The organism is Flavobacterium subsaxonicum WB 4.1-42 = DSM 21790 (genome assembly GCF_000422725.1).
Lineage (GTDB): Bacteria > Bacteroidota > Bacteroidia > Flavobacteriales > Flavobacteriaceae > Flavobacterium > Flavobacterium subsaxonicum.
In genome coordinates this window covers 50,451-70,985 of record NZ_KE383909.1, presented here as the reverse complement: position 1 = coordinate 70,985, position 20,535 = coordinate 50,451, and the positions used below count along the sequence as shown (strand labels likewise).

15 protein-coding genes are annotated in these 20,535 nt (G+C 42.8%); 14 read left to right on the top strand and 1 reads right to left on the bottom strand.

Annotation, left to right across the window (positions count from 1 at the left end):
* Positions 1–410: 410 nt before the first annotated feature.
* From G509_RS0110860 to G509_RS0110850, 3 genes are all read left to right on the top strand, one after another.
* Positions 411–3,464 carry a SusC/RagA family TonB-linked outer membrane protein gene (locus tag G509_RS0110860; protein WP_026991567.1) on the top strand — a complete coding sequence of 1,018 codons (3,054 nt, stop codon included), beginning with the start codon at positions 411–413 and terminating at the stop codon, positions 3,462–3,464.
* A 4-nt stretch (positions 3,465–3,468) separates the two neighbouring features.
* Positions 3,469–5,241 (top strand): RagB/SusD family nutrient uptake outer membrane protein, encoded by a 1,773-nt coding sequence (locus tag G509_RS0110855; protein WP_026991566.1) that lies wholly within the window; start codon positions 3,469–3,471, stop codon positions 5,239–5,241.
* A gap of 82 nt (positions 5,242–5,323) precedes the next feature.
* On the top strand, positions 5,324–5,899 hold the full coding sequence (locus tag G509_RS0110850) for a pentapeptide repeat-containing protein (protein WP_026991565.1): 576 nt from the start codon (positions 5,324–5,326) through the stop codon (positions 5,897–5,899).
* A gap of 517 nt (positions 5,900–6,416) precedes the next feature.
* On the opposite strand, the gene glyA is transcribed toward G509_RS0110850, so the two are convergent.
* Positions 6,417–7,691 (bottom strand): serine hydroxymethyltransferase, encoded by a 1,275-nt coding sequence (glyA, locus tag G509_RS0110845; protein WP_026991564.1) that lies wholly within the window; start codon positions 7,689–7,691, stop codon positions 6,417–6,419.
* A gap of 108 nt (positions 7,692–7,799) precedes the next feature.
* Between glyA and fahA the strand changes: the two genes are divergently transcribed.
* The 11 genes from fahA to argH all read left to right on the top strand — a co-directional run bounded on the left by fahA (position 7,800) and on the right by argH (position 20,514).
* A complete protein-coding gene (gene fahA, locus G509_RS0110840; protein ID WP_026991563.1) occupies positions 7,800–9,083 on the top strand; it encodes a fumarylacetoacetase in 1,284 nt (427 codons plus the stop codon).
* A gap of 148 nt (positions 9,084–9,231) precedes the next feature.
* Positions 9,232–10,275 carry a glycosyltransferase family 9 protein gene (locus G509_RS0110835; RefSeq protein WP_026991562.1) on the top strand — a complete coding sequence of 348 codons (1,044 nt, stop codon included), beginning with the start codon at positions 9,232–9,234 and terminating at the stop codon, positions 10,273–10,275.
* Between the two features lie 174 nt (positions 10,276–10,449).
* Entirely contained in the window at positions 10,450–11,688 is a 1,239-nt protein-coding gene (locus G509_RS0110825; RefSeq protein WP_026991561.1) for an MFS transporter, read from the top strand.
* Between the two features lie 490 nt (positions 11,689–12,178).
* Positions 12,179–12,817: a GNAT family N-acetyltransferase gene (locus G509_RS0110815; protein ID WP_026991560.1), complete on the top strand. Its 639-nt coding sequence runs from the start codon at positions 12,179–12,181 to the stop codon at positions 12,815–12,817.
* Positions 12,810–14,006, top strand: a complete 1,197-nt coding sequence (locus tag G509_RS0110810) for an argininosuccinate synthase domain-containing protein (protein WP_026991559.1) — start codon at positions 12,810–12,812, stop codon at positions 14,004–14,006. The genes G509_RS0110815 and G509_RS0110810 overlap by 8 nt, the downstream gene beginning before the upstream one ends.
* The gene (gene argC / locus G509_RS0110805; protein ID WP_026991558.1) at positions 13,999–14,976 is read left to right on the top strand and encodes an N-acetyl-gamma-glutamyl-phosphate reductase; all 978 of its coding nucleotides are present in this window, start codon (positions 13,999–14,001) and stop codon (positions 14,974–14,976) included. The genes G509_RS0110810 and argC overlap by 8 nt, the downstream gene beginning before the upstream one ends.
* 86 nt (positions 14,977–15,062) lie before the next feature.
* The gene (locus G509_RS0110800; RefSeq protein WP_026991557.1) at positions 15,063–16,193 is read left to right on the top strand and encodes an aspartate aminotransferase family protein; all 1,131 of its coding nucleotides are present in this window, start codon (positions 15,063–15,065) and stop codon (positions 16,191–16,193) included.
* Between the two features lie 99 nt (positions 16,194–16,292).
* Complete coding sequence (locus G509_RS0110795; protein ID WP_026991556.1) at positions 16,293–17,243, top strand: N-acetylornithine carbamoyltransferase; 951 nt, start codon at positions 16,293–16,295, stop codon at positions 17,241–17,243.
* Positions 17,233–18,018: an acetylglutamate kinase gene (argB, locus tag G509_RS0110790; protein WP_026991555.1), complete on the top strand. Its 786-nt coding sequence runs from the start codon at positions 17,233–17,235 to the stop codon at positions 18,016–18,018. Before G509_RS0110795 ends, argB begins: the two co-directional genes overlap by 11 nt.
* 15 nt (positions 18,019–18,033) lie before the next feature.
* Complete coding sequence (locus G509_RS0110785) at positions 18,034–19,155, top strand: M20 family metallo-hydrolase (RefSeq protein WP_026991554.1); 1,122 nt, start codon at positions 18,034–18,036, stop codon at positions 19,153–19,155.
* Between the two features lie 78 nt (positions 19,156–19,233).
* Positions 19,234–20,514 (top strand): argininosuccinate lyase, encoded by a 1,281-nt coding sequence (gene argH, locus G509_RS0110780; protein ID WP_026991553.1) that lies wholly within the window; start codon positions 19,234–19,236, stop codon positions 20,512–20,514.
* The last annotated feature ends 21 nt before the right edge of the window (positions 20,515–20,535 follow it).

Here is a 20,535-nt window from a genome sequence, read left to right as displayed (position 1 = left end):
CGCTGTTAGCCTAAAACAACCAAATGTAAACGTCTGTGTAATGTTTGTGTTAAGAACCCCAGTAAATACAGGCATTTACAAACGATATAGTAAAACCGCCAACTAAAGTTTAGTTAACAAACAGGTCGTTTTTGTTACCATAATCCGCACCAAATTAATTTAAACATAACCTTCTGTAAAAGTAGTTTGAATATGTATTCGCTTATTTCGCAGTCAATATTTATCGCGATTTTAAAAGCTTACTATCCTGCTAAAAAATTACTAAAACACACTAAAATTAACCCAAAACTAAATTAAACACACACGCATGAAATTATAATAGTAAGACAGATTGATTACAACAAACAACCGGAGTAACTACAAACAACTACGGCCACGGACTTAAGATCATAACCAATAACTTAAATTCAATGTATCCTAAAATTACATCTTTAAAACTAAAAAGCTATTGTTTTTTAGTGCCCACCCTGCTAACCCTTCAGGCTGGATATAGCAATACAACCAACAGCAGCACTTTAAAATTTAGCGTAAATAATGCCTTTTTACAAGAACGTATTAAAGGTAAAGTAACAGACGAAAGCGGCATGCCCCTGCCCGGTGCATCTGTATTAGAATCCGGAACCAGCAACACTGTTGCTACCGATATAGACGGTAATTTTGAAATTACCGTAGCCAAGGGCAAAACCCTTGAAATTATGTACATGGGCTACAAAACCCAGACTATTGTTGTAGATGGCAGCCCAATAAACGTAACCCTAATGCCCGATGCCTCAGAACTTAACGAGGTACTTGTGGTAGGCTACGGTAAACAGTCTAAAAAAGACGTTACCGGATCGGTTACCCAAATAAACGAAAGCCAGTTCAGGCAGGGTGTAAACATCTCTACAGACCAGCTTTTACAGGGCAAAATTGCCGGTGTGCGTGTTACGCCAACCAGCGGCGAGCCAGGAGCCGGTATTAACGTAAACATTCGTGGTGTAGGTTCTATCAGGAGCGGTAGTACCCCACTATTTGTGGTAGATGGTGTGCCGTTAGCTAATGATGATGTTAGCCCAACAGGTGCTAACGTTGGTTTTGGTGCATCGGCAGCAAAAAACCCGCTTAACTTTTTAAATACCAGCGATATCGAGTCGATTACCGTATTAAAAGATGCCTCGGCGGCAGCCATATATGGTGCCAGGGGTTCTAACGGTGTGGTTATAGTTACCACTAAAAAAGGTGCTAAAGGCAACGCAAGCTTTACGGTAGATTCTTACGTTGGTTTTTCTGATGTAATGCAAAAGCTTGATGTGCTTAGCGCAGACGAATACCGCGGAGCTATTAAAGACCCCGCATTTGACCACGGTGGAAATACCGACTGGCAGGATGTTATATTCAGGACTGCCGTTACCAAAAACAACTCGTTCTCGTTCTCTAAAGGTACCGATACGGGTAACTACTTTGTATCGTTAGCACAAATGGACCAGGAAGGTATTGTTAACCAAAGTAATTTTAAACGTACATCAGGCCGTATTAACGCGTCAGAATCGTTTTTAGATAACAAGCGTTTAAAATTAAAAGTTAACCTTACGGCCAGCGAAACTAAAGACAACGGTGTGCCTACCAGCGACGATGGCGGATCTGACGGTCAGCTTATCATCCATACGCTTATGGCAAACCCTACACGCCCTGTGTTTGATGAAACCGGCGAGTACACTAACTTTAACATGAACGCCCATTACAACCCGGCCTACCTGTTAAGCATTTATGAAGACGAAACCCGTACAACGCGTATATTGGGTAATTTAGAAACATCTTTCAGGATAATAGATGGTTTAGAATACAAGCTTAACCTTGGTGTAGACCGTTCTGTTGCCGAAAGAAACACGACCATATATCCTAACCTTACAGACCGTAACCCACGTGGGCGTTACGTACAGGGCAACCTGGAGTCTAAAAACTCGTTGGTAGAGCATTACCTTACGTACGACTTTTTAGCCAACAAGCACAAGTTTGATGCCATGGCCGGTTTCTCTTACCAAAAATTTGAAAGAAGCGGTACCAGCTTTATCATCGACCAGATTGCCGATAAAGACAGCGGTATAAACCCAGCCAACAACCCCGGTTTTGCGGGTGTACAGTCGGGCGTATCGGGTTATGCACAGGTAAACGAACTACAATCGTATTTTGGAAGGGTAAACTATGCTTTTGATGGTAAATACCTTGTAACTGCCTCTATAAGGGCAGATGGTTCTACCCGTTTTGGAGAGAACAATAAATACGGTTACTTTCCATCGGCTGCTTTAGGCTGGAACATTTCTCAGGAAAACTTCCTTGCCGGGTCTACCGTAATAAACAACCTTAAACTTCGCGGTAGCTGGGGCCAAACAGGTAACCAGGAGGTACAAAACAAAATTACACAGGCCAGCTACTCGTTAACTGCCGGCGATGGTTACTATTTATATGATGATTTAGGACTGGTTAACGGTGTAACCGTAAACAGGACACCAAACCCGGACCTTAAATGGGAGGTGGTAACACAGTACAACGTTGGTTTAGACTTTAACCTTTGGGGCGATAAACTATATGGTACCTTAGATTATTTTAACAAAACCACTACCGATGCTATCTTGCAAATACCATCTCAGCCACTTAGCCCTACAACTACTGTTTGGGTAAACATAAACGATGGTAAAATAATTAACCGTGGTTTCGAAATTATGCTGGGTTCTAAAATTATAGAAACCGATGATTTTAGCTGGAATGTGGATGTAAACGGTGCTACCCTTAAAAATGAGGTTAAAGACCTGCCGGTATCAGAAATTTTATCAGGAACCATATCAGGTCCGGGCCAGTCGGGCGTATTGGCTAACATATACAAAAGTGGTTATGCAGCAGGATCATTCTACCTATTAGAGCACACTGGCTTTGATGACGAAGGCGCTAACGTATACAAAGACCAGAATGGCGATGGCGTAATAGACAACAGCGACCGTACTATTATAGAAGGCGCAATACCTAAATTTACTTACGGCCTAAACAGCTCAATGCGTTACAAAGCGTTCGATTTCTCTTTCTCTATCATAGGCCAGACAGGTGGTTACCTGCTAAACAACACAGGTTTAAATGCACTTAACATTAACAACCTTGCGTCTGACAGGAACACCATGAGCGATTATTACAACTCTGGCGCCAACCAGGCTAACGCGCCGCAGGTATCTACACTTTACCTTGAAAAGTCAGATTTTATCAGGCTTAACAGTGCGCGTATAGGCTATACCTTTAAACACCCGGGTGTATCGTGGCTGCAAAGTTTAAACCTTTATGTAACAGGCCAAAACCTGCTTACCATAACAGACTACTCAGGTTTCGATCCACTAATAAACAGTCCTAAATCAAGCGGTGGTAACCAGTCTATCGGTATCGATTACTCAAGCTACCCAACATCCAGAACATTTTTACTTGGTGCAACTTTAAAAATTTAATGCTATGAAATTTAAAACCATATTTAACAGTAAAACCATAATTACAGCCTGCTTTGCCATTGTACTGGCAGGATGTACCAACCTTGACGAAGATGTGCTTGACGAAGTGTTGGGCGGAGATTCATCCAACGCTGCCGGTGCACTTGCCGCAGCGTACGATCGCCTTGGCGACGGAACCTTTACCAGCCACGGTGGTATGCTTGCCATGCAGGAATACAGCAGCGACATTGGTATACTGCCAACCCGAGGCTCTGACTGGGGCGATGGTGGCAAATGGCGCGCCATGCACGAGTTTACCTGGGCGTCTGACAATGCTGTAGTTAACGATAACTACAACAATCTTACTAACGGTATTACACGTTCGTTAACGGCTATTAAAACAATCAGCGAAAGCGATGAAGAGCAAAAAGCATTATTTCTTGCCGAGGCAAAAGGTTTGCTTGCTTTTTATACCTACCATACACTTGATTTGTACGGACAGGCCCCCTACCGCGATCCGCTTAACTTAGATGCTCCTTTAGAGATATTACAGGCTAAAGATGCAATAGATGACATGATATTGGAAGTTGAGGCACTTTTACCGGATCTTGCCGATCTTGGTGAGCAAAACACCCACAACGGCAGGTTTACAAAACAGGCTGCTTACGGGCTACTTTCTTCTATGTACCTTAACCGTGCCGTGTTTAAAGACCGTTACAACGCCAACTCTAACTTTAATTTTAGCGAAGCTGCTGTAAGTGGATCTGGGTCTGATATGGACAGGGTTATCTATTACACAAGCTTATTGATAGATTCTGGCCGTTTTACACTTGCCAGTAACTATTTTGATAACTTCTCTATAAACAACTCGGGCGGGCCGGAACTTATTTTTGCCATCACACAAAAAATAGACAACCTGCACAATGGTAGTAACGACCTTGCTTACAACTCTATGGAGCGTAACCAAAGGTGTTCTCCATCTAACAGGGGTACTAACGCATCGTGCATTACTCCAGAGTTTTATGCAACCTGGGAAGGCCACCACGAAGACCCTCGTTTTACACGTAAATACCAGTATGCCGACGGTACCTGGTTTAAAAACGATGGTACCGATGTTAGCGTACCTGCCAACAGCATTATTACCGGTACAACATTACCTTGGTTCCATTTTAACCGTGGTATACAGGTTGGCCAGCAATATGGCCCTAAGCTAACAACTGCCGGTGGTTTTGAAATGACAACCGACGGTAGGATAAAAGTATCTGCCCTTGTATGCGAAAAAAGTGCCACCACCCCAATGGTATTTACTCCAGAGCTTAATTTTGATAACCCTACACAGGCTGTATTTGCCCAAAATCAAATTAACCGTGGTACCCGTAGCTTTAAATACGAGTTCGACCCACAGGTTGGTAACGGTGCAAGTAACGTAGATATTTCGTTATACCGTTTAGGTGGTATCTACACTATGAGGGCCGAAGCTTACCTGCGTAAAGGTAACAATGCTGCTGCCCTTGCAGATATCAACATACTACGTACCAGCAGAACCCGCGAAGCACTTTACAACAATGCAGCAGGTGTAGCTATACCGGCAATTGATATGGAAATTCTTTACCGCGAAATTGGTTTCGAAATGTACTGGGAAATGTGGAGAAGGCCTCAAATGATACGTTTTGGCAAATTTGATGCAGCCAGATTAACATCGGCTAAACCGGCATCGCAACCGTACAGAAGGGTTTTCCCTATACCACAGCAAACGTTAGATGTAACTAAAAGTTTTTCTCAAAACCAGGGTTACTAACAAATTTATACTCTCATCTTCTAAAACCCCATGCAATGCGTGGGGTTTTGTTATATTTACGCCTCACTAAAAGGGTTAACCAATGGCATCAGACAAATATATATTAGACAGGGATTTTGATAACATGGTTTTTGGCCTGGACGATATTATGTACCGCGATTACGAGCGTTGTACCTTTAGCAACTGCGATTTTACCGCCTGCGATTTTTTAGGTGTAGCCTTTATAGACTGCGTTTTTAATAATTGTAATTTTAACGAGGCCAGGATAAATTATGTGTCGCTGCGCAATGCGGTATTTAACGCGTGTAGTTTTATAGCCGTTAACTTTACCATGTGCGACCCCTTGCTTATGCAGATAGAGTTTAAAGACTGCACTTTGGATTATGCCAAATTTTATACCTTGAAGATTAAGGGTACCGTTTTTACGAATTGCAGCCTTATTGCCATCGATTTTATGAAAACCGATTTAACAGGGGTTATTTTTGATAATTGCAACCTGCATAAAAGCGTTTTTGTAGATGCAATTGCCAATAAAGCCGATTTTACCACCAGTTATAACTTTAGTATAGACCCTGAACAAAATAAATTAAAAAAGGCAAAGTTCTCACAGGCAGGGCTTAAGGGACTGTTAGAAAAATATGACCTTATTGTTACCTAAAAATTACCCAAATACATTAGGGTTTTAATAAAATAGACCTTACATTTGCAGCTTACTATTAATCATGTTATGGGTTTTTAGTATTTAAGACCCAGGGGCTTCCACCCATGGGTCTTTGCTTTTTATAGCAATTCTCAAAAAAAATCACTCCTTTATTTTACCGTAATTTATTAAAAATCAAAAACCCAACCGGGCCGGGGCCAGATTGGGTTAAATTTTTTTCCATACTTTTAAAACTGCACATCAACTTTATACGTAGGTGATGGAATTGAATGTGCATTATGCAACGGGCGGCGGGGTGCTTTCGCAATGAGGGTTCGAAGCTATCTTGAAATTACCCTTAGCCGCCCTGATTTGTTATTGAGTACTGCAAACGTATTAAAACAAATTCAATAAACGTTATACTATTTTACCAAATCCTTATTAAGTTACATAATATTTTATGATATTTCAAATTGAAGCAATAAAAAAGTCCCTCCATAAGAGGGACTTTCTATTTATGTATGTTACGCCAGTATTAAAATACAAATATTGGCCTTTCGCTCATCATATCGTTAACCTCGTTAGCTACTTCTTCAATAACAGCTTCGTCGGTATGGTTGGTAATAACTTTATCAATAAGGGCAACAATAGTTTCCATATCTGCCTCAACAAGGCCACGGGTTGTAATAGCCGCAGTACCCACACGGATACCAGAAGTTACAAACGGCGACTTATCATCAAACGGAACCATATTCTTGTTAACCGTAATTTCTGCTTTTACAAGCGCATTTTCAGCTTCTTTACCAGAGATGTTTTTGTTTCTAAGGTCAATAAGCATCATGTGGTTATCTGTGCCGCCAGATATAATATCATAACCGCGTGCAACAAATGCAGCAGCCATAACCTTGGCATTTTTTTGCAGCTGCCTTGCATAAGCAAAAAACTCGTCTGATAAAGCCTCACCAAATGCAACCGCCTTAGCAGCAATAATGTGCTCTAATGGCCCACCCTGGTTACCAGGAAAAACAGCAAGGTCTAATAAAGACGACATCATTCTTATTTCTCCTTTTGGAGTTTTGTGGCCCCACGGGTTTTCAAAATCTTTACCCATAAGTATAAGTCCGCCCCTTGGCCCCCTAAGGGTTTTGTGGGTAGTTGTAGTAACAATGTGGCAATGCGGAATAGGGTCGTTCATTAAACCTTTGGCAATAAGGCCTGCAGGGTGAGAGATATCGGCAAGCAATAAAGCACCAACACTATCGGCAATAGCCCTAAAGCGTGCAAAATCCATATCGCGGGAATAGGCAGATGCACCTGCAATTATAAGTTTAGGCTGCTCTTTAGTAGCAATTTCCTGAATTTTATCGTAATCTAAACGTCCTGTTTCTCTATCTACACCATAAAATGTAGGTACGTAAAGCCTTCCTGAAAAGTTTACCGGAGAACCGTGCGTAAGGTGGCCACCATGCGAAAGGTCGAAACCTAAAATTTTATCGCCCGGTTGCAGGCACGCATGAAAAACAGAAGCATTAGCCTGAGAGCCAGAGTGTGGCTGCACGTTAGCATACTCTGCGCCGAACAGTGCTTTAGCCCTGTCTATAGCAATTTGCTCTATAACATCTACAACTTCGCACCCGCCGTAGTACCTTTTACCAGGGTATCCTTCGGCATATTTATTGGTTAGTACAGACCCTGCAGCTTCCATTACCTGGTCGCTTACAAAGTTTTCAGATGCAATTAGTTCCAGGCCGTGTATCTGCCTGTCCTGCTCTTCCAGGATAAGGTCGAAAATTTGTTCGTCGCGTTGCATTATATAATATTTCGTTAATTTGCCGACAAAAGTACAAAAAACGTTTGGTAAAACGAGATATGCAACTATATTTGATAATTCAATAAAGCAAAAAACATACACACAAATATGCCGCTTACAGCAAATAACCCTAACAGAAAATCGTGGCTTAACATACCTAAAGACAGCGATTTCCCTATACAAAACATTCCGTTTGGGGTGTTTATTACTAAAGACGACGTGGTTACCATAGGCACGCGTATTGGCGATTATGCCATAGACCTTGGCGCTTTACAGCAATTAAATTATTTTGAAGGCATAGAGCTTACCGATGATATGTTTATGCAGGATACGCTAAACGATTTTATATCAGACGGTAAAAAAACCTGGCGTTTAGTGCGCAACAGGATAGCCGAATTATTTGATGTTAATAATGCCGAATTAAAAGATAACGAAGCCCACAGGGAAATTGTTATTTTTAAGATAGAAGATGTAGAAATGCAATTGCCGGTACTTATTGGCGATTATACCGATTTTTACAGCAGCCGCGAGCATGCTACCAATGTTGGTAAAATGTTCCGCGACCCGGAGAATGCATTGCTGCCCAACTGGCTGCATTTACCTGTGGGCTACCACGGCAGAAGCAGTACCATTGTGCCATCGGGCATACCGGTGCACCGCCCTTATGGGCAAACGTTGCCTGCCGGCGAAACACAACCTGTATTTGGGCCTTCTAAATCTATTGATTTTGAATTGGAGATGGCTTTTATTACTACCGATGCCAACATTATGGGCGAAAACATACCTGTGGAAGAGGCCGAAGAACACATTTTTGGCATGGTATTGTTTAACGACTGGAGTGCACGCGATATCCAGAAATGGGAGTATGTACCACTTGGGCCGTTCTTAGCCAAAAACTTTGCATCGTCTATGTCGCCATGGATTGTAACGTTAGATGCGTTAGAGCCTTTCCGCACCGGCGGGCCGGAGCAAGACCCTAAGCCTTTAGAATATTTACAGCAAACGGGCAACCACGCTTTTGATATTAACCTACAGGTTGCTATTGAGCCCGAAGATGCCGAAGAGACTGTAATATCTAACTCTAACTTTAAGTACATGTACTGGAGTATGAGTCAGCAATTGGCGCACCACACCATTAACGGATGCCGTGTAAACAGTGGCGACCTTATGGGTAGCGGCACCATATCTGGCCCAACGCCCGATAGTTTTGGCTCTATGCTGGAGCTTACATGGGGTGGAAAAAACCCTATTACCTTAAAAGATGGCACCGAACGCAAATTTATTAACGATGGCGACACCGTAATAATGCGCGGTTACTGCCAAAAAGATGATATACGTATTGGCTTTGGCGAGGTATGCAGTAAGCTGCTACCGCCCTTTAGCAAAAAATAAATGTACAGAACGCTCCTTTTTAAGGGGCGTTTTTTTATGCTTTTTACTTAAGAAATTAATTTGCGCTTAATTTTAATAACACCATAGCATACTATGTATATTATTATTAGTTTCGTTAGCTAAAAGAGAGATATCTAATATTGAGCACATGGGCATTTTAAAAAAATTAAATGTTGTACGAAAAGCCATTACTCGTAATGCGACCAAAAACATAGGCAAATCGTATACAGTACCTACACTTGCCGTTGGCGAAAAAGCTACCATTAATCGCGTGCTGATTTGCAGGCCTAACCACAGGCTTGGTAATTTGCTGCTTATTACACCGCTTATAGAAGAGCTTAATAACCGTTTCCCAGACTGTAAGGTAGACGTTTTTGCAAAGGGTGGCCTGGGCAACATTCTTTTTAAAAACCATACTAATGTAGATAAGGTAATTCAGCTACCGAGAAAGCCCCTTAAGCAGTTGCCTAAATACATTGCAGGCTGGATAGCTATTAAAAGCAGGCGGTACGATATTGCCATTAACGTTGTATCTTATTCATCATCAGGTAAACTGTCTACACAAAAAAGTAATTCGACTTATAAAATTTTTGGTGCCGAAGCTGATGAGCTTACTAAATATCCTGACTATGCGCACGTAGCTAAGTACCCAGTATATTGCCTGCGTAATTTTTTAACGTTGCTTGGCTATCCGGAAGATACATCGCCCGCACCCCTGCTCGACCTTAAATTAGATGCCGCTGAAATTGCCCACGGCAAACAATTGCTTAACGAACTTATTGATGCCAATAAAAAAACCATAGCCATTTTTACTTACGCAACGGGTGCAAAATGCTATCCGCCTTCGTGGTGGGAGCCTGTTTATGAAAGCCTGAAAGCCGAATTTGCCGGTTATAATATTATAGAGGTATTACCTGTTGAAAATGTATCGCAGATAGATTTTAAGGCACCTACATTTTACAGTAAAGATGTTCGAGAAATTGCGGCAGTAATTGCCAACTGCCAAATATTTTTTGGTGCCGATAGCGGTATTATGCACCTTGCCAGCGCTGCACAAACGCCAACGGTTGGGTTATTTTCTATAACTAAGCCCGATACTTTTAAACCGTACGGCAATAAAAGTATTGCAATAGACACCAATACAACATCTACACAGGACATTATTAAGGCTGTAAGTAAAATCCTAAATTAATTATTTTTATCAAATTTACACACCTGCCTTTTTAAGGGTATTTTTTTTGATATGATAATTTTAAACACGTATGCATGCATAATAAACAATAATATTCTTATTAAAAGGATTTCGTAATATTTATCAAATCATCATTCGTAAATTTAATGCTTCGAAAAGAATCATTAAATACAAATGAATACTATATCTGAAAAAAAATCCTGGAACCCTTTTGTGCTTGCATGGGTACTTGGTTTACTGTTCTATGCCTTAGAATATGCCGTGCGATCTGCACCCAGTATAATGCTACCCGACCTTGTAAAGGCTTTTGCTACCACACCCGGTACCGTTAGTGCCGTAATTGGATCCTACTACCTAACCTACTCTGTTACCAGCCTTGCAGCCGGTATTGCCATAGATAAGGCGGGAGCAAAATATCCGCTGTTTGCAGGTGCCATCTTATTAGGGCTTGGCTGTATATTATTTTCTGTCGCCAACCTTTATACAGGCTACGCGGGCAGGCTGTTGCAAGGCATGGGGTCGGCACTGGCGTTTCCGGCCTGTGTGTACCTTGCGGCAAGGGCATTTTCGCCCAAAAGGCTGGCAACCGCCATTGGTGCAACGCAAAGTTTAGGAATGCTGGGCGGTTCGGCAGGGCAGTTTTTATCGGCCCCCATCTTAAAAAACGGACTCCCGTTAACCACCTTCTGGATAGCAATGGGCATTATGGGCTTTGTAATTGCAGGCCTTATAATTTACTTTACACCTACTCAAAAAGGGGCGGTTGCCATTGCCACCACAATGCCTAAAAGAAGTCTGTTAGCTCCTTATAAAATTGTATTCAGCAATCCGCAAAGTTATTTATCAGGGCTGGTATCGGGCCTGCTGTTTGCGCCTACCACCATTTTTGCAATGACCTGGGGTGTGGCATTTTTCCAGACCGGCCGTGGCCTGGATTATACCACCGCCACCCTTGCCTGCGCCCTTGTACCGTTAGGCTGGGCTGTTGGCTGCCCGCTATTAGGCTGGTTTGCCGATAGGCTGGGCCGTAAACCCGTTGTTATTGCCGGCGCTATTGTAATGATAGTGAGCCTTGCACAGCTATGCTACTTCCCTACCCTTATGCCAGCATATTTTAGCACCTTTTTAATGGGTGTGGCTTCAGGCGCCGCCATGATACCATATTCGGTAATTAAGGAGGCAAACCCGGATAGTGTTAAGGGCAGTGCGACCGGCGCCATAAACTTTTTAACCTTTGGGGTAACATCATTATTAGGCCCGGTATTTAGTTATTTATACGGCAAATCGTTAAACACCGTTACCGATACCGAAACCCATTTTAAAAGTGCCGTTTTGTTTTTTATGCTGGTAATTAGCGTTGCTATTGTTGCCTGCCTGTTTTTAAAAGAGACCGGCAAGCAGGCCCAAAAATAAAATCAACATTAAAAAAATATCAAGACGCTCCCATTGTGGAGCGTTTTTTGCTTATAAATAACCTAAAATTAACGGCATAGCCATCACATTTTGGGGGTTATTCGTGATATTTGAATATTTATCAGAATTTTAAGTTGTTTATTTTTTCAAAAACTATACATTTGCAGCCATGAATAAAAAAGAATTACATAGCACCCCTATGTTTAGCATAAACACCCCGGTAACTTGCCGGATGGTGCGGCCATGTTAATGCCGCAAAAGTTTAAGCTTTAATATTCACTTTTTTATTTTACCGAATTGAAAACACCATCTGTTTTATTGCAGGGATTTATCCTTACAAATCATTCTTTTATAAGCAACCTTAACTCGTTTTTAAGCCCGCGCTTAAGACCGTAACGGTATGCCTGTATATTAAACCGGTCCGCCCGGTTTGTTTCCCAAAAAAAGATCATTTAGCCATTTTTCATAATTTATTTCTTTTATCCCTGAAATGAATATATTAATTGTAATAGCCCGAGAGGAGCACTACAAGTTTGCACCGGAAATTTGCGAGACCATGTACGAGTCGGCTATACAGCGCGGTACGGGTATTGCCAAGCGCACGCCAGAGTACATTGTTAAAAAGATGGAACACAAAGATGCTGTTATAGCAACCGTAGATGGCAAATTTGCAGGCTTTTGCTATATAGAAAGCTGGAGCCACGGCAAGTTCGTGGCCAACTCCGGCCTTATTGTACACCCGGATTACCGTAACCTGGGCCTCGCAAAAAAGATAAAAACAAAGGTTTTTGAATACTCGCAGGAAAAATATCCCGGCGCCAAGATATTTGGTATTACCACGGGCCTTGCGGTTATGAAAATAAACTCAGACCTGGGTTATAAACCCGTACCTTTTAGCGAATTGACTGACGACCCTACTTTTTGGAAGGGTTGCAGCGGCTGCAATAATTTTGATATCCTGCAACGCAAGGATTACAAAATGTGCCTGTGCACGGGAATGTTATACGACCCGGCCGAAAAGAAAAACGAAAACGAAGAAGATCAATATACCTTTAACAAAAAAGTGCTGGCAAGGCTAAAAAGTATTAAGCAGGCGCTTTTTCTTAAAAAAGACAAAGACAATGAGTAAAAAACTGGTTTTAGCATACAGCGGCGGTCTGGACACATCATACTGCCTAAAATATTTAAAGAACGATCTTGGGTATGAAGTGCATACCATACTTATAAACACGGGCGGTTTTGGCGAAGAAGAGCTTGCCGCTATAGAAAAACGTGCTTATGAGCTGGGCAGCGCCCACCACCTTAACTTAGATATAATAGATAAGTACTACGAAAAAGCCATTAAGTACCTGGTGTACGGCAATGTGCTTAAAAACAATACCTACCCGCTTTCGGTTAGTGCCGAGAGGGTTTTCCAGGCGCTGGAAACCGTGCGTTACGCCAAAAGCGTTGGTGCTGATGCTATTGCCCACGGCAGTACCGGTGCCGGTAACGACCAGATTAGGTTCGACCTTGTATTCCAGACTATTGCTCCTGAAATGCAAATTATTACCCCTATCCGCGACCTGAAGCTTACCCGCCAGCAGGAGGTTGAGTACCTTCAAAAAAATGGCGTAGAATATTCTTGGGAAAAAGCACAGTACTCTATCAACAAAGGCATCTGGGGTACCAGCGTTGGCGGTAAAGAAACACTAACATCGGGTCAGCCATTGCCTGGTGAGGCTTACCCTTCGCAACTCGAAAAATCAGAAGCTGAGAAAGTTACCCTTCATTTTGAAAAAGGCGAACTTACAGGCATCAATAACGAATTCGAGAAGCCTGCAAGCAACATCCAGAAACTGGAAAAACTGGCTTCGGCATTTGCCATAGGCCGCGATATCCATGTGGGTGATACCATTATAGGTATTAAAGGCCGCGTAGGTTTTGAGGCGGCGGCACCTATCATTATTATAAAAGCACACCACCTGTTAGAAAAACACGTACTGGGCAAATGGCAACAGTACTGGAAAGAGCAGTTGGGCAACTGGTATGGTATGCTTTTTCATGAAGGCCAGTACCTAGACCCGGTTATGCGCAACATAGAAACGTTTTTAGAAGATACCCAAAAAACCGTTACCGGTACCGTAACCGTTACCCTTAAACCCTACCATTTTTCTTTAGATGGTATTGAGTCAGCGCACGATTTAATGAACACCGGCTTTGGCCAGTATGGCGAGGTTAATAATGCCTGGACGGCAGATGATGCCAAAGGCTTTATAAAAATAGTGGGGAATGCCCAAAATATTTACGCACAGGTAAACGGAGAAAAATATGATTAGTATTGGCATTATTGGCGGATCGGGCTATACGGCAGGCGAATTGCTTCGATTGCTGGTTAACCACCCGCAGGCACAGCTCGACTTTGTTTACAGCACCACCAATGCCGGCAGCCCAGTGGCATCGGTGCACGAGGACCTGTATGGCAGTATCGACATCAATTTTACCGATACCGTTAACCCTAATGTAGATGTAGTGTTTTTATGCCTTGGGCACGGCAAGTCCATCTCGTTTTTAGAGGCCAATTACTTTTCGGCAACCACAAGGATAATAGATCTGGGTAATGATTTTCGCCTTACGGCAGATGCCAATTTTAATGGTAAGGTGTTTGTTTACGGCCTGCCGGAACTAAACCGCGACCAGATAAAAACGGCGCAGTACATTGCCAACCCCGGTTGTTTTGCTACGGCTATACAACTGGCATTGCTTCCGTTGGCTAAAAATAGCTTACTTGCAGATACTATCCACGTTAACGCTACAACGGGCAGTACAGGTGCCGGGGTGCAGCCATCTGCTACATCGCACCACCCTTGGCGAACCAATAATATGTCGCATTACAAGGCATTTGGGCACCAGCATTTGGGCGAGATCGTGCAGAGTTTACAGCAGGTTCAACAAGGTTTTGATGAAGAGGTACTGTTTATACCCAACCGCGGCGATTTTACCCGTGGTATTTTCGCAACGCTGTACACTAAACTTACCACCGACTTTAACGAGGTGGTGGCACTTTACAACGCGTATTACGCAAGCGAACCCTTTGTACGGGTTACCACCGATAGCATTAGTCTTAAGCTTGCCATACAAACCAATAATTGCTTTATTAGCTTAGAGCAAAAGGGTAAGTACCTGCTTATAACATCAGTTATAGATAATCTGGTAAAAGGCGCAAGCGGCCAAGCTATAGAAAACATGAACCTGATGTTTGGCCTGGAAGAAACCACTGGCTTAAAATTAAAGCCTGCCGGATTTTAGTTCGGCTCCTATATAAAAATTAAAAATAAAACCTACAAGGTCTTCGAGACCTTGCAGGTTAACACAAACTAAAAAACACATATACAATGAGTTTATTCAATGTATACCCAATATACAACATTACCCCTGTAAAGGCGCTTGGCGCTAAAGTATGGGACGATAAAGGCCAGCAATACCTGGACTTTTACGGTGGCCACGGTGTAATTTCTGCCGGGCACTCGCACCCTGATTATGTAAAAGCAATTACAGACCAGGTAGGCAAAATAGGGTTTTACTCCAACTCCATACAAAACCCAATTCAGGAAGCATTAGCCGATAAACTTGTAAAAGCATCGGGTTACCCTGATTACACACTTTTTCTATGCAATTCGGGGGCAGAAGCTAACGAAAATGCGCTAAAACTGGCGTCATTCCACAATGGTAAAAAAAAGGTAATAGCCTTTAAAAAGGCATTCCACGGGCGTACATCGGCGGCTGTTGCTGCTACCGATAACCCTTCTATAGTTGCGCCACTAAACGCAGGGCACGAGGTAGTTTTTCTTCCGTTAAACGACATTGAGGCCTTAAACGCCGAGATTGCCAAAGGCGATGTTTGCACCGTTATTATAGAGGGCATACAGGGCGTTGGCGGACTGGATCAGGGTACTACCGAGTTTTTCCAGGCCATAGCAAAAGTTTGCGACACTAACGATGTGGTACTGATTTTAGATGAGATACAAAGTGGTTACGGGCGTTCGGGCAAATTCTTTGCGCACCAGTACCACGATATTAAGCCCGATGTTATTACCCTTGCAAAAGGCATGGGCAATGGTTTCCCAATCGGCGGTATCCTTATTTCGCCTAAGTTTAAAGCATCCTTTGGGTTGTTAGGCACCACGTTTGGGGGCAACCATCTGGCTTCTGCGGCAGCACTATCGGTACTTGAAATTATCGAAAACGAAAATCTTATCGATAATGTAAACACTATAAGTGCTTACTTTAAAGAACTTGCAGGCCAGATTCCACAAGTTAAAAATATAAAAGGCCGTGGCTTAATGTTGGGCCTTGAATTCGACTTTGATGTTACCGAGCTTCGTAAGAAATTAATTTACGACGAGCATATTTTTACGGGCAATGCATCGCAAAAAAACCTGCTACGCATACTGCCGCCACTTTCTATAACCAAAGAAGATGTAGATGTGTTTTTTACGGGTTTAAAGAATGCTTTAAAGGCATAGTTAGTTTCCTGCAAGGTTTTTAAAACCTTGTAGGTATAAAATATAATTTATAATAAACCTGTAATATTAAATATCACAGGTTAGTAACAACTAAAAGAAATGAAAAACTTCACTTCCGTAGATGATATTCAAGATCTTAACGAACTGGTATCGTTAGCCAAAGCCATTAAAGCAGAACCTTTTGCTAATGCCGGTTTGGGCAAAAACAAAACCCTTGGCCTGTTGTTTTTTAACCCGAGTTTAAGAACAAGGCTCAGCACACAAAAAGCGGCGCTTAATTTAGGCATGCACGCTATTGTAATGAACCTTAATACCGAGGGCTGGCTGCTGGAATTTGAAGACGGTGTGGTTATGGATGGCAACAAAGCCGAACATATTAAGGAGGCAGCACAGGTGGTTTCGCAATACTGCGATATTATTGCCGTGCGTAGCTTTCCTACCCTTACCGATAAAGAAAAAGACGAAGAAGAGCAGGTTATAAATGCTTTTAAAAAATATGCATCGGTACCGGTTATAAGCCTTGAAGGCTCTACCGAACACCCGTTACAGGCTGTTGCCGATGCTCTTACGGTTGAAGAATATAAAACGGTTGCCCGCCCAAAAGTGGTGCTTACCTGGGCGCCGCACCCCAAGGCATTGCCCCATGCGGTACCCAACTCTTTTGTAAAGGTGATGAAAAAGGCTAATGTTGATTTTGTAATTACCCACCCGGAAGGTTATGAACTTAACCCCGAATTTACAGCCGGTGTTACCATTACACACAACCAGGACGAGGCGTTTAAAGATGCCGATTTTATTTATGCAAAAAACTGGAGCAGCTATATAGATTATGGCCAGATTACAAGTAAAGACCCGTCGTGGACGGTTACAACCGAAAAGATGGCGCTTACCAGCAATGGTAAATTTATGCACTGCCTGCCCGTTCGCCGTAACATGATTGTGACTGATGCTGTGCTCGATAGCGGTGCATCGATTGTTATTCCGCAGGCCAATAACCGTACGTATGCCGCACAGGCTATACTGACAAAAATTCTGGAAGATGGAAAATAAACCCCAGCTTACAATTGTAAAAATTGGCGGCAATGTAATAGATAACGAGTCAGCTTTAAAGGCATTCCTCTCAGATTTTGCCGCTATAGAAGGCTATAAGATACTGGTACACGGCGGTGGTAAAATTGCCACCAAAACTGCCGAGGGCCTTGGTATTGCAGCCGTTTTTCATGAAGGCCGCCGCATTACCGATAAGCCCATGCTTGATGTTGCGGTTATGACGTATGCCGGGCTTATTAATAAAGATATTACCGCGCAGCTACAGGCTTTACAAAACAACGCTATGGGCTTTACCGGTGCCGATGGTAACCTTATACTATCTGAAAAAAGAAAAAATGCCGCCGTTGATTTTGGCTTTGTTGGCGATGTGGTTGCCGTTAATGCAGCGCTGATTCAGGTGTTACTGCTTCAAAACGTGGTACCGGTATTTTGCGCCATAACGCACGATGGTGCTGGCCAGCTGCTTAATACCAATGCCGATACTATTGCAAGCACTCTTGCCGTGGCCTGCAGCAACTATTTTGATGTGAACCTGCTGTATTGTTTTGAGAAAAAAGGTGTGCTGATGGATGCCGAAGATGAGGAATCTGTTATAAAAAACCTTACTTTTGAAGCCTACCAACAACTGCGCGAGCAAAAAGTTATCCACTCCGGCATGCTGCCCAAGCTGGAAAACTGCTTTAATGCCCTGCAGCAGGGGGTTTCTAAAATTGGCATAGGAAGCCCCGAAATGCTGAAAAAAAACAACAGCATTTTTACGCTGGTAACGGCCTAACCAAAAAACAAGTGCATGAGTGGCAAATCTATACATACCTTAACACAAGAGGCAATACAATTATTAAAACGGCTTATTGCAACGCAGTCTTTTTCGAGTGAAGAAGAGGGTACCGCACTGCTTATAGAAGCCTGGTTTAACAACAATAACATACCGTTTGAACGCGAAAACAATAACATTTGGGCGTTTAATAAATATAAACAGAATGGCAGGCCTACCCTGCTGCTAAATTCGCACCACGACACGGTTAAACCCAATTTGGGCTACACGCTTAACCCGTTAGAACCTTTAGAGAAAGACGGCAAATTGTTTGGCCTTGGCAGTAACGATGCCGGCGGATGCCTGGTGTCTTTACTGGCTGCCTTTGCCTATTTTTATGAAGCCGAAAACCTGCCGTACAACCTTGTGGTTGTGGCATCGGCCGAGGAAGAAAGCAGCGGGCCAAACGGGCTTAACAGCGTGCTTAAACACCTGCCCGAACTGGATTGCGCCATTGTGGGCGAACCTACCGAAATGCAACTGGCTATTGCCGAAAAAGGCCTGCTGGTTTTAGATGTGCTTGTGGAGGGTACACCCGGCCATGCCGCCCACCCTAACGATAATGTATCTATTTACAATGCCATACCGGTTATAGAGTGGTTCAGGGATTTTAGGTTCGAAAAAGTTTCCGATGTTTTGGGGCCAATGAAAATGACGGTTACAGGCATTAACGCCGGCAAGCAGCACAACGTAGTACCGTCTGACTGTAATTTGGTGGTAGATGTTCGTGTAAACGATTGCTACACTAATATAGAAGTGCTTGAAATTATCCGAAAAGAAATAGGCAGTAAAGCAAAGGTAACACCGCGCTCGCTGCACCTTAACTCATCATCAATACCTAAAGGCCACGATTTGGTACTTGCGGGTATAGAACTGGGAAGGACAACCTACGGGTCGCCCACATTAAGCGACCAATCGGTTTTAAGTTGCCAGTCGCTTAAGCTTGGCCCAGGCTATTCGCCAAGGTCGCACAGCGCCGACGAATTTATTTACATTAATGAAATTGAAGAGGGAGTAGAATTGTATATTAAAATACTTTCTAAATTCCTTAAACAAGATACTATACCGGCACAAGCTGCCGCATCTCAACCTGAATAATTTGCACGGTATACACATAAACACTATCTAATTGGTGGAATTAGTGTAATTCGTGGCAAAAACAAATAATTACAACCAATGAAACTCTGGGAAAAAGGCATACCTACCGATAAAAAAACCGACCTATTTACTGTGGGCAACGACCGCGAACTCGACTTAGTATTAGCCGAGTACGATGTTATTGGCTCTATAGCCCATGCTAAAATGCTGGGCAAAACCGCCTTGCTTACCCCACAGGAAACAAACGACTTGGTGGCTGCCTTACAAGATATCCTTGCAATTATTAAGGAGGGCAATTTTACTATAGAAGACAGTTTTGAAGATGTGCACAGCAAGGTAGAATACCTGCTTATAGAAAAACTTGGCGATACCGGTAAAAAAATACATGTGGCACGTTCGCGTAACGACCAGGTACTTACCGATGTGCATTTGTATTTAAAGGCCGAAATCCAGACCATTAAAAACCAGGTTAAAGAATTATTTGACCTGCTTATAAACCTGAGCAACCAATACCAAAACATATTGTTACCGGGCTACACGCATTTTCAGGTGGCTATGCCATCATCTTTTGGCATGTGGTTTTCGGCGTATGCCGAGACTTTGATAGACGACATAACCATGCTAAACGCAGCATTAACTGTAGCCGACCAGAACCCGTTAGGATCGGCGGCGGGTTATGGCAGCTCCTTCCCTATCGACAGGACGTTTACAACGCAGGAAATGGGCTTTGCAACGTTAAAATACAATTCGGTTGCTGCGCAAATGAGCCGCGGTAAGGTTGAGAAAACCACTGCTTTTGCCATGGCATCGGTGGCGGGTACGCTCTCTAAATTATCTATGGATATTTGCCTGTACCTGAGCCAAAATTTCAATTTTATAAGCCTGCCGCAGCATTTAACTACAGGCAGCAGCATTATGCCGCATAAAAAAAACCCTGATATTTTTGAGCTGATACGTGGCAAATGCAACAAAATACAGGCACTGCCATATGAGCTTACTCTTATAACAAACAACCTGCCAAGCGGTTACCACAGGGAATTTCAGTTACTAAAAGAGGGGTTATTCCCCGCGCTTCAAACACTAAAATCGTGCTTAGAGATGGCGCATTATTCTATCAAAGAAATTAAAGTCAACGAAAACATACTCGACGATAAAAAATACGATTACCTGTTTACGGTCGATTCGCTAAACGAATTGGTTACCGCAGGCGTACCTTTTAGAGATGCTTATAAAATTGTGGGCGAACAGGTAGATAACGGTACGTTTACATCGCCAAAGGCCACTAAACACACCCACGAGGGAAGCATCAACAATCTTTGTTTAGATGAGATTGTAACTAAGATGGAGAAGGCGCTGTAACTATTCACTCAAAATTCTACA

Coding starts and splice junctions, on each gene's coding strand:
- G509_RS0110860 (WP_026991567.1), top strand. CDS start 411: ATGTATCCTAAAATTACATCTTTAAAACTAAAAAGCTATTGTTTTTTA.
- G509_RS0110855 (WP_026991566.1), top strand. CDS start 3,469: ATGAAATTTAAAACCATATTTAACAGTAAAACCATAATTACAGCCTGC.
- G509_RS0110850 (WP_026991565.1), top strand. CDS start 5,324: ATGGCATCAGACAAATATATATTAGACAGGGATTTTGATAACATGGTT.
- glyA (WP_026991564.1), bottom strand. CDS start 7,691: ATGCAACGCGACGAACAAATTTTCGACCTTATCCTGGAAGAGCAGGAC.
- fahA (WP_026991563.1), top strand. CDS start 7,800: ATGCCGCTTACAGCAAATAACCCTAACAGAAAATCGTGGCTTAACATA.
- G509_RS0110835 (WP_026991562.1), top strand. CDS start 9,232: ATGGGCATTTTAAAAAAATTAAATGTTGTACGAAAAGCCATTACTCGT.
- G509_RS0110825 (WP_026991561.1), top strand. CDS start 10,450: ATGAATACTATATCTGAAAAAAAATCCTGGAACCCTTTTGTGCTTGCA.
- G509_RS0110815 (WP_026991560.1), top strand. CDS start 12,179: ATGAATATATTAATTGTAATAGCCCGAGAGGAGCACTACAAGTTTGCA.
- G509_RS0110810 (WP_026991559.1), top strand. CDS start 12,810: ATGAGTAAAAAACTGGTTTTAGCATACAGCGGCGGTCTGGACACATCA.
- argC (WP_026991558.1), top strand. CDS start 13,999: ATGATTAGTATTGGCATTATTGGCGGATCGGGCTATACGGCAGGCGAA.
- G509_RS0110800 (WP_026991557.1), top strand. CDS start 15,063: ATGAGTTTATTCAATGTATACCCAATATACAACATTACCCCTGTAAAG.
- G509_RS0110795 (WP_026991556.1), top strand. CDS start 16,293: ATGAAAAACTTCACTTCCGTAGATGATATTCAAGATCTTAACGAACTG.
- argB (WP_026991555.1), top strand. CDS start 17,233: ATGGAAAATAAACCCCAGCTTACAATTGTAAAAATTGGCGGCAATGTA.
- G509_RS0110785 (WP_026991554.1), top strand. CDS start 18,034: ATGAGTGGCAAATCTATACATACCTTAACACAAGAGGCAATACAATTA.
- argH (WP_026991553.1), top strand. CDS start 19,234: ATGAAACTCTGGGAAAAAGGCATACCTACCGATAAAAAAACCGACCTA.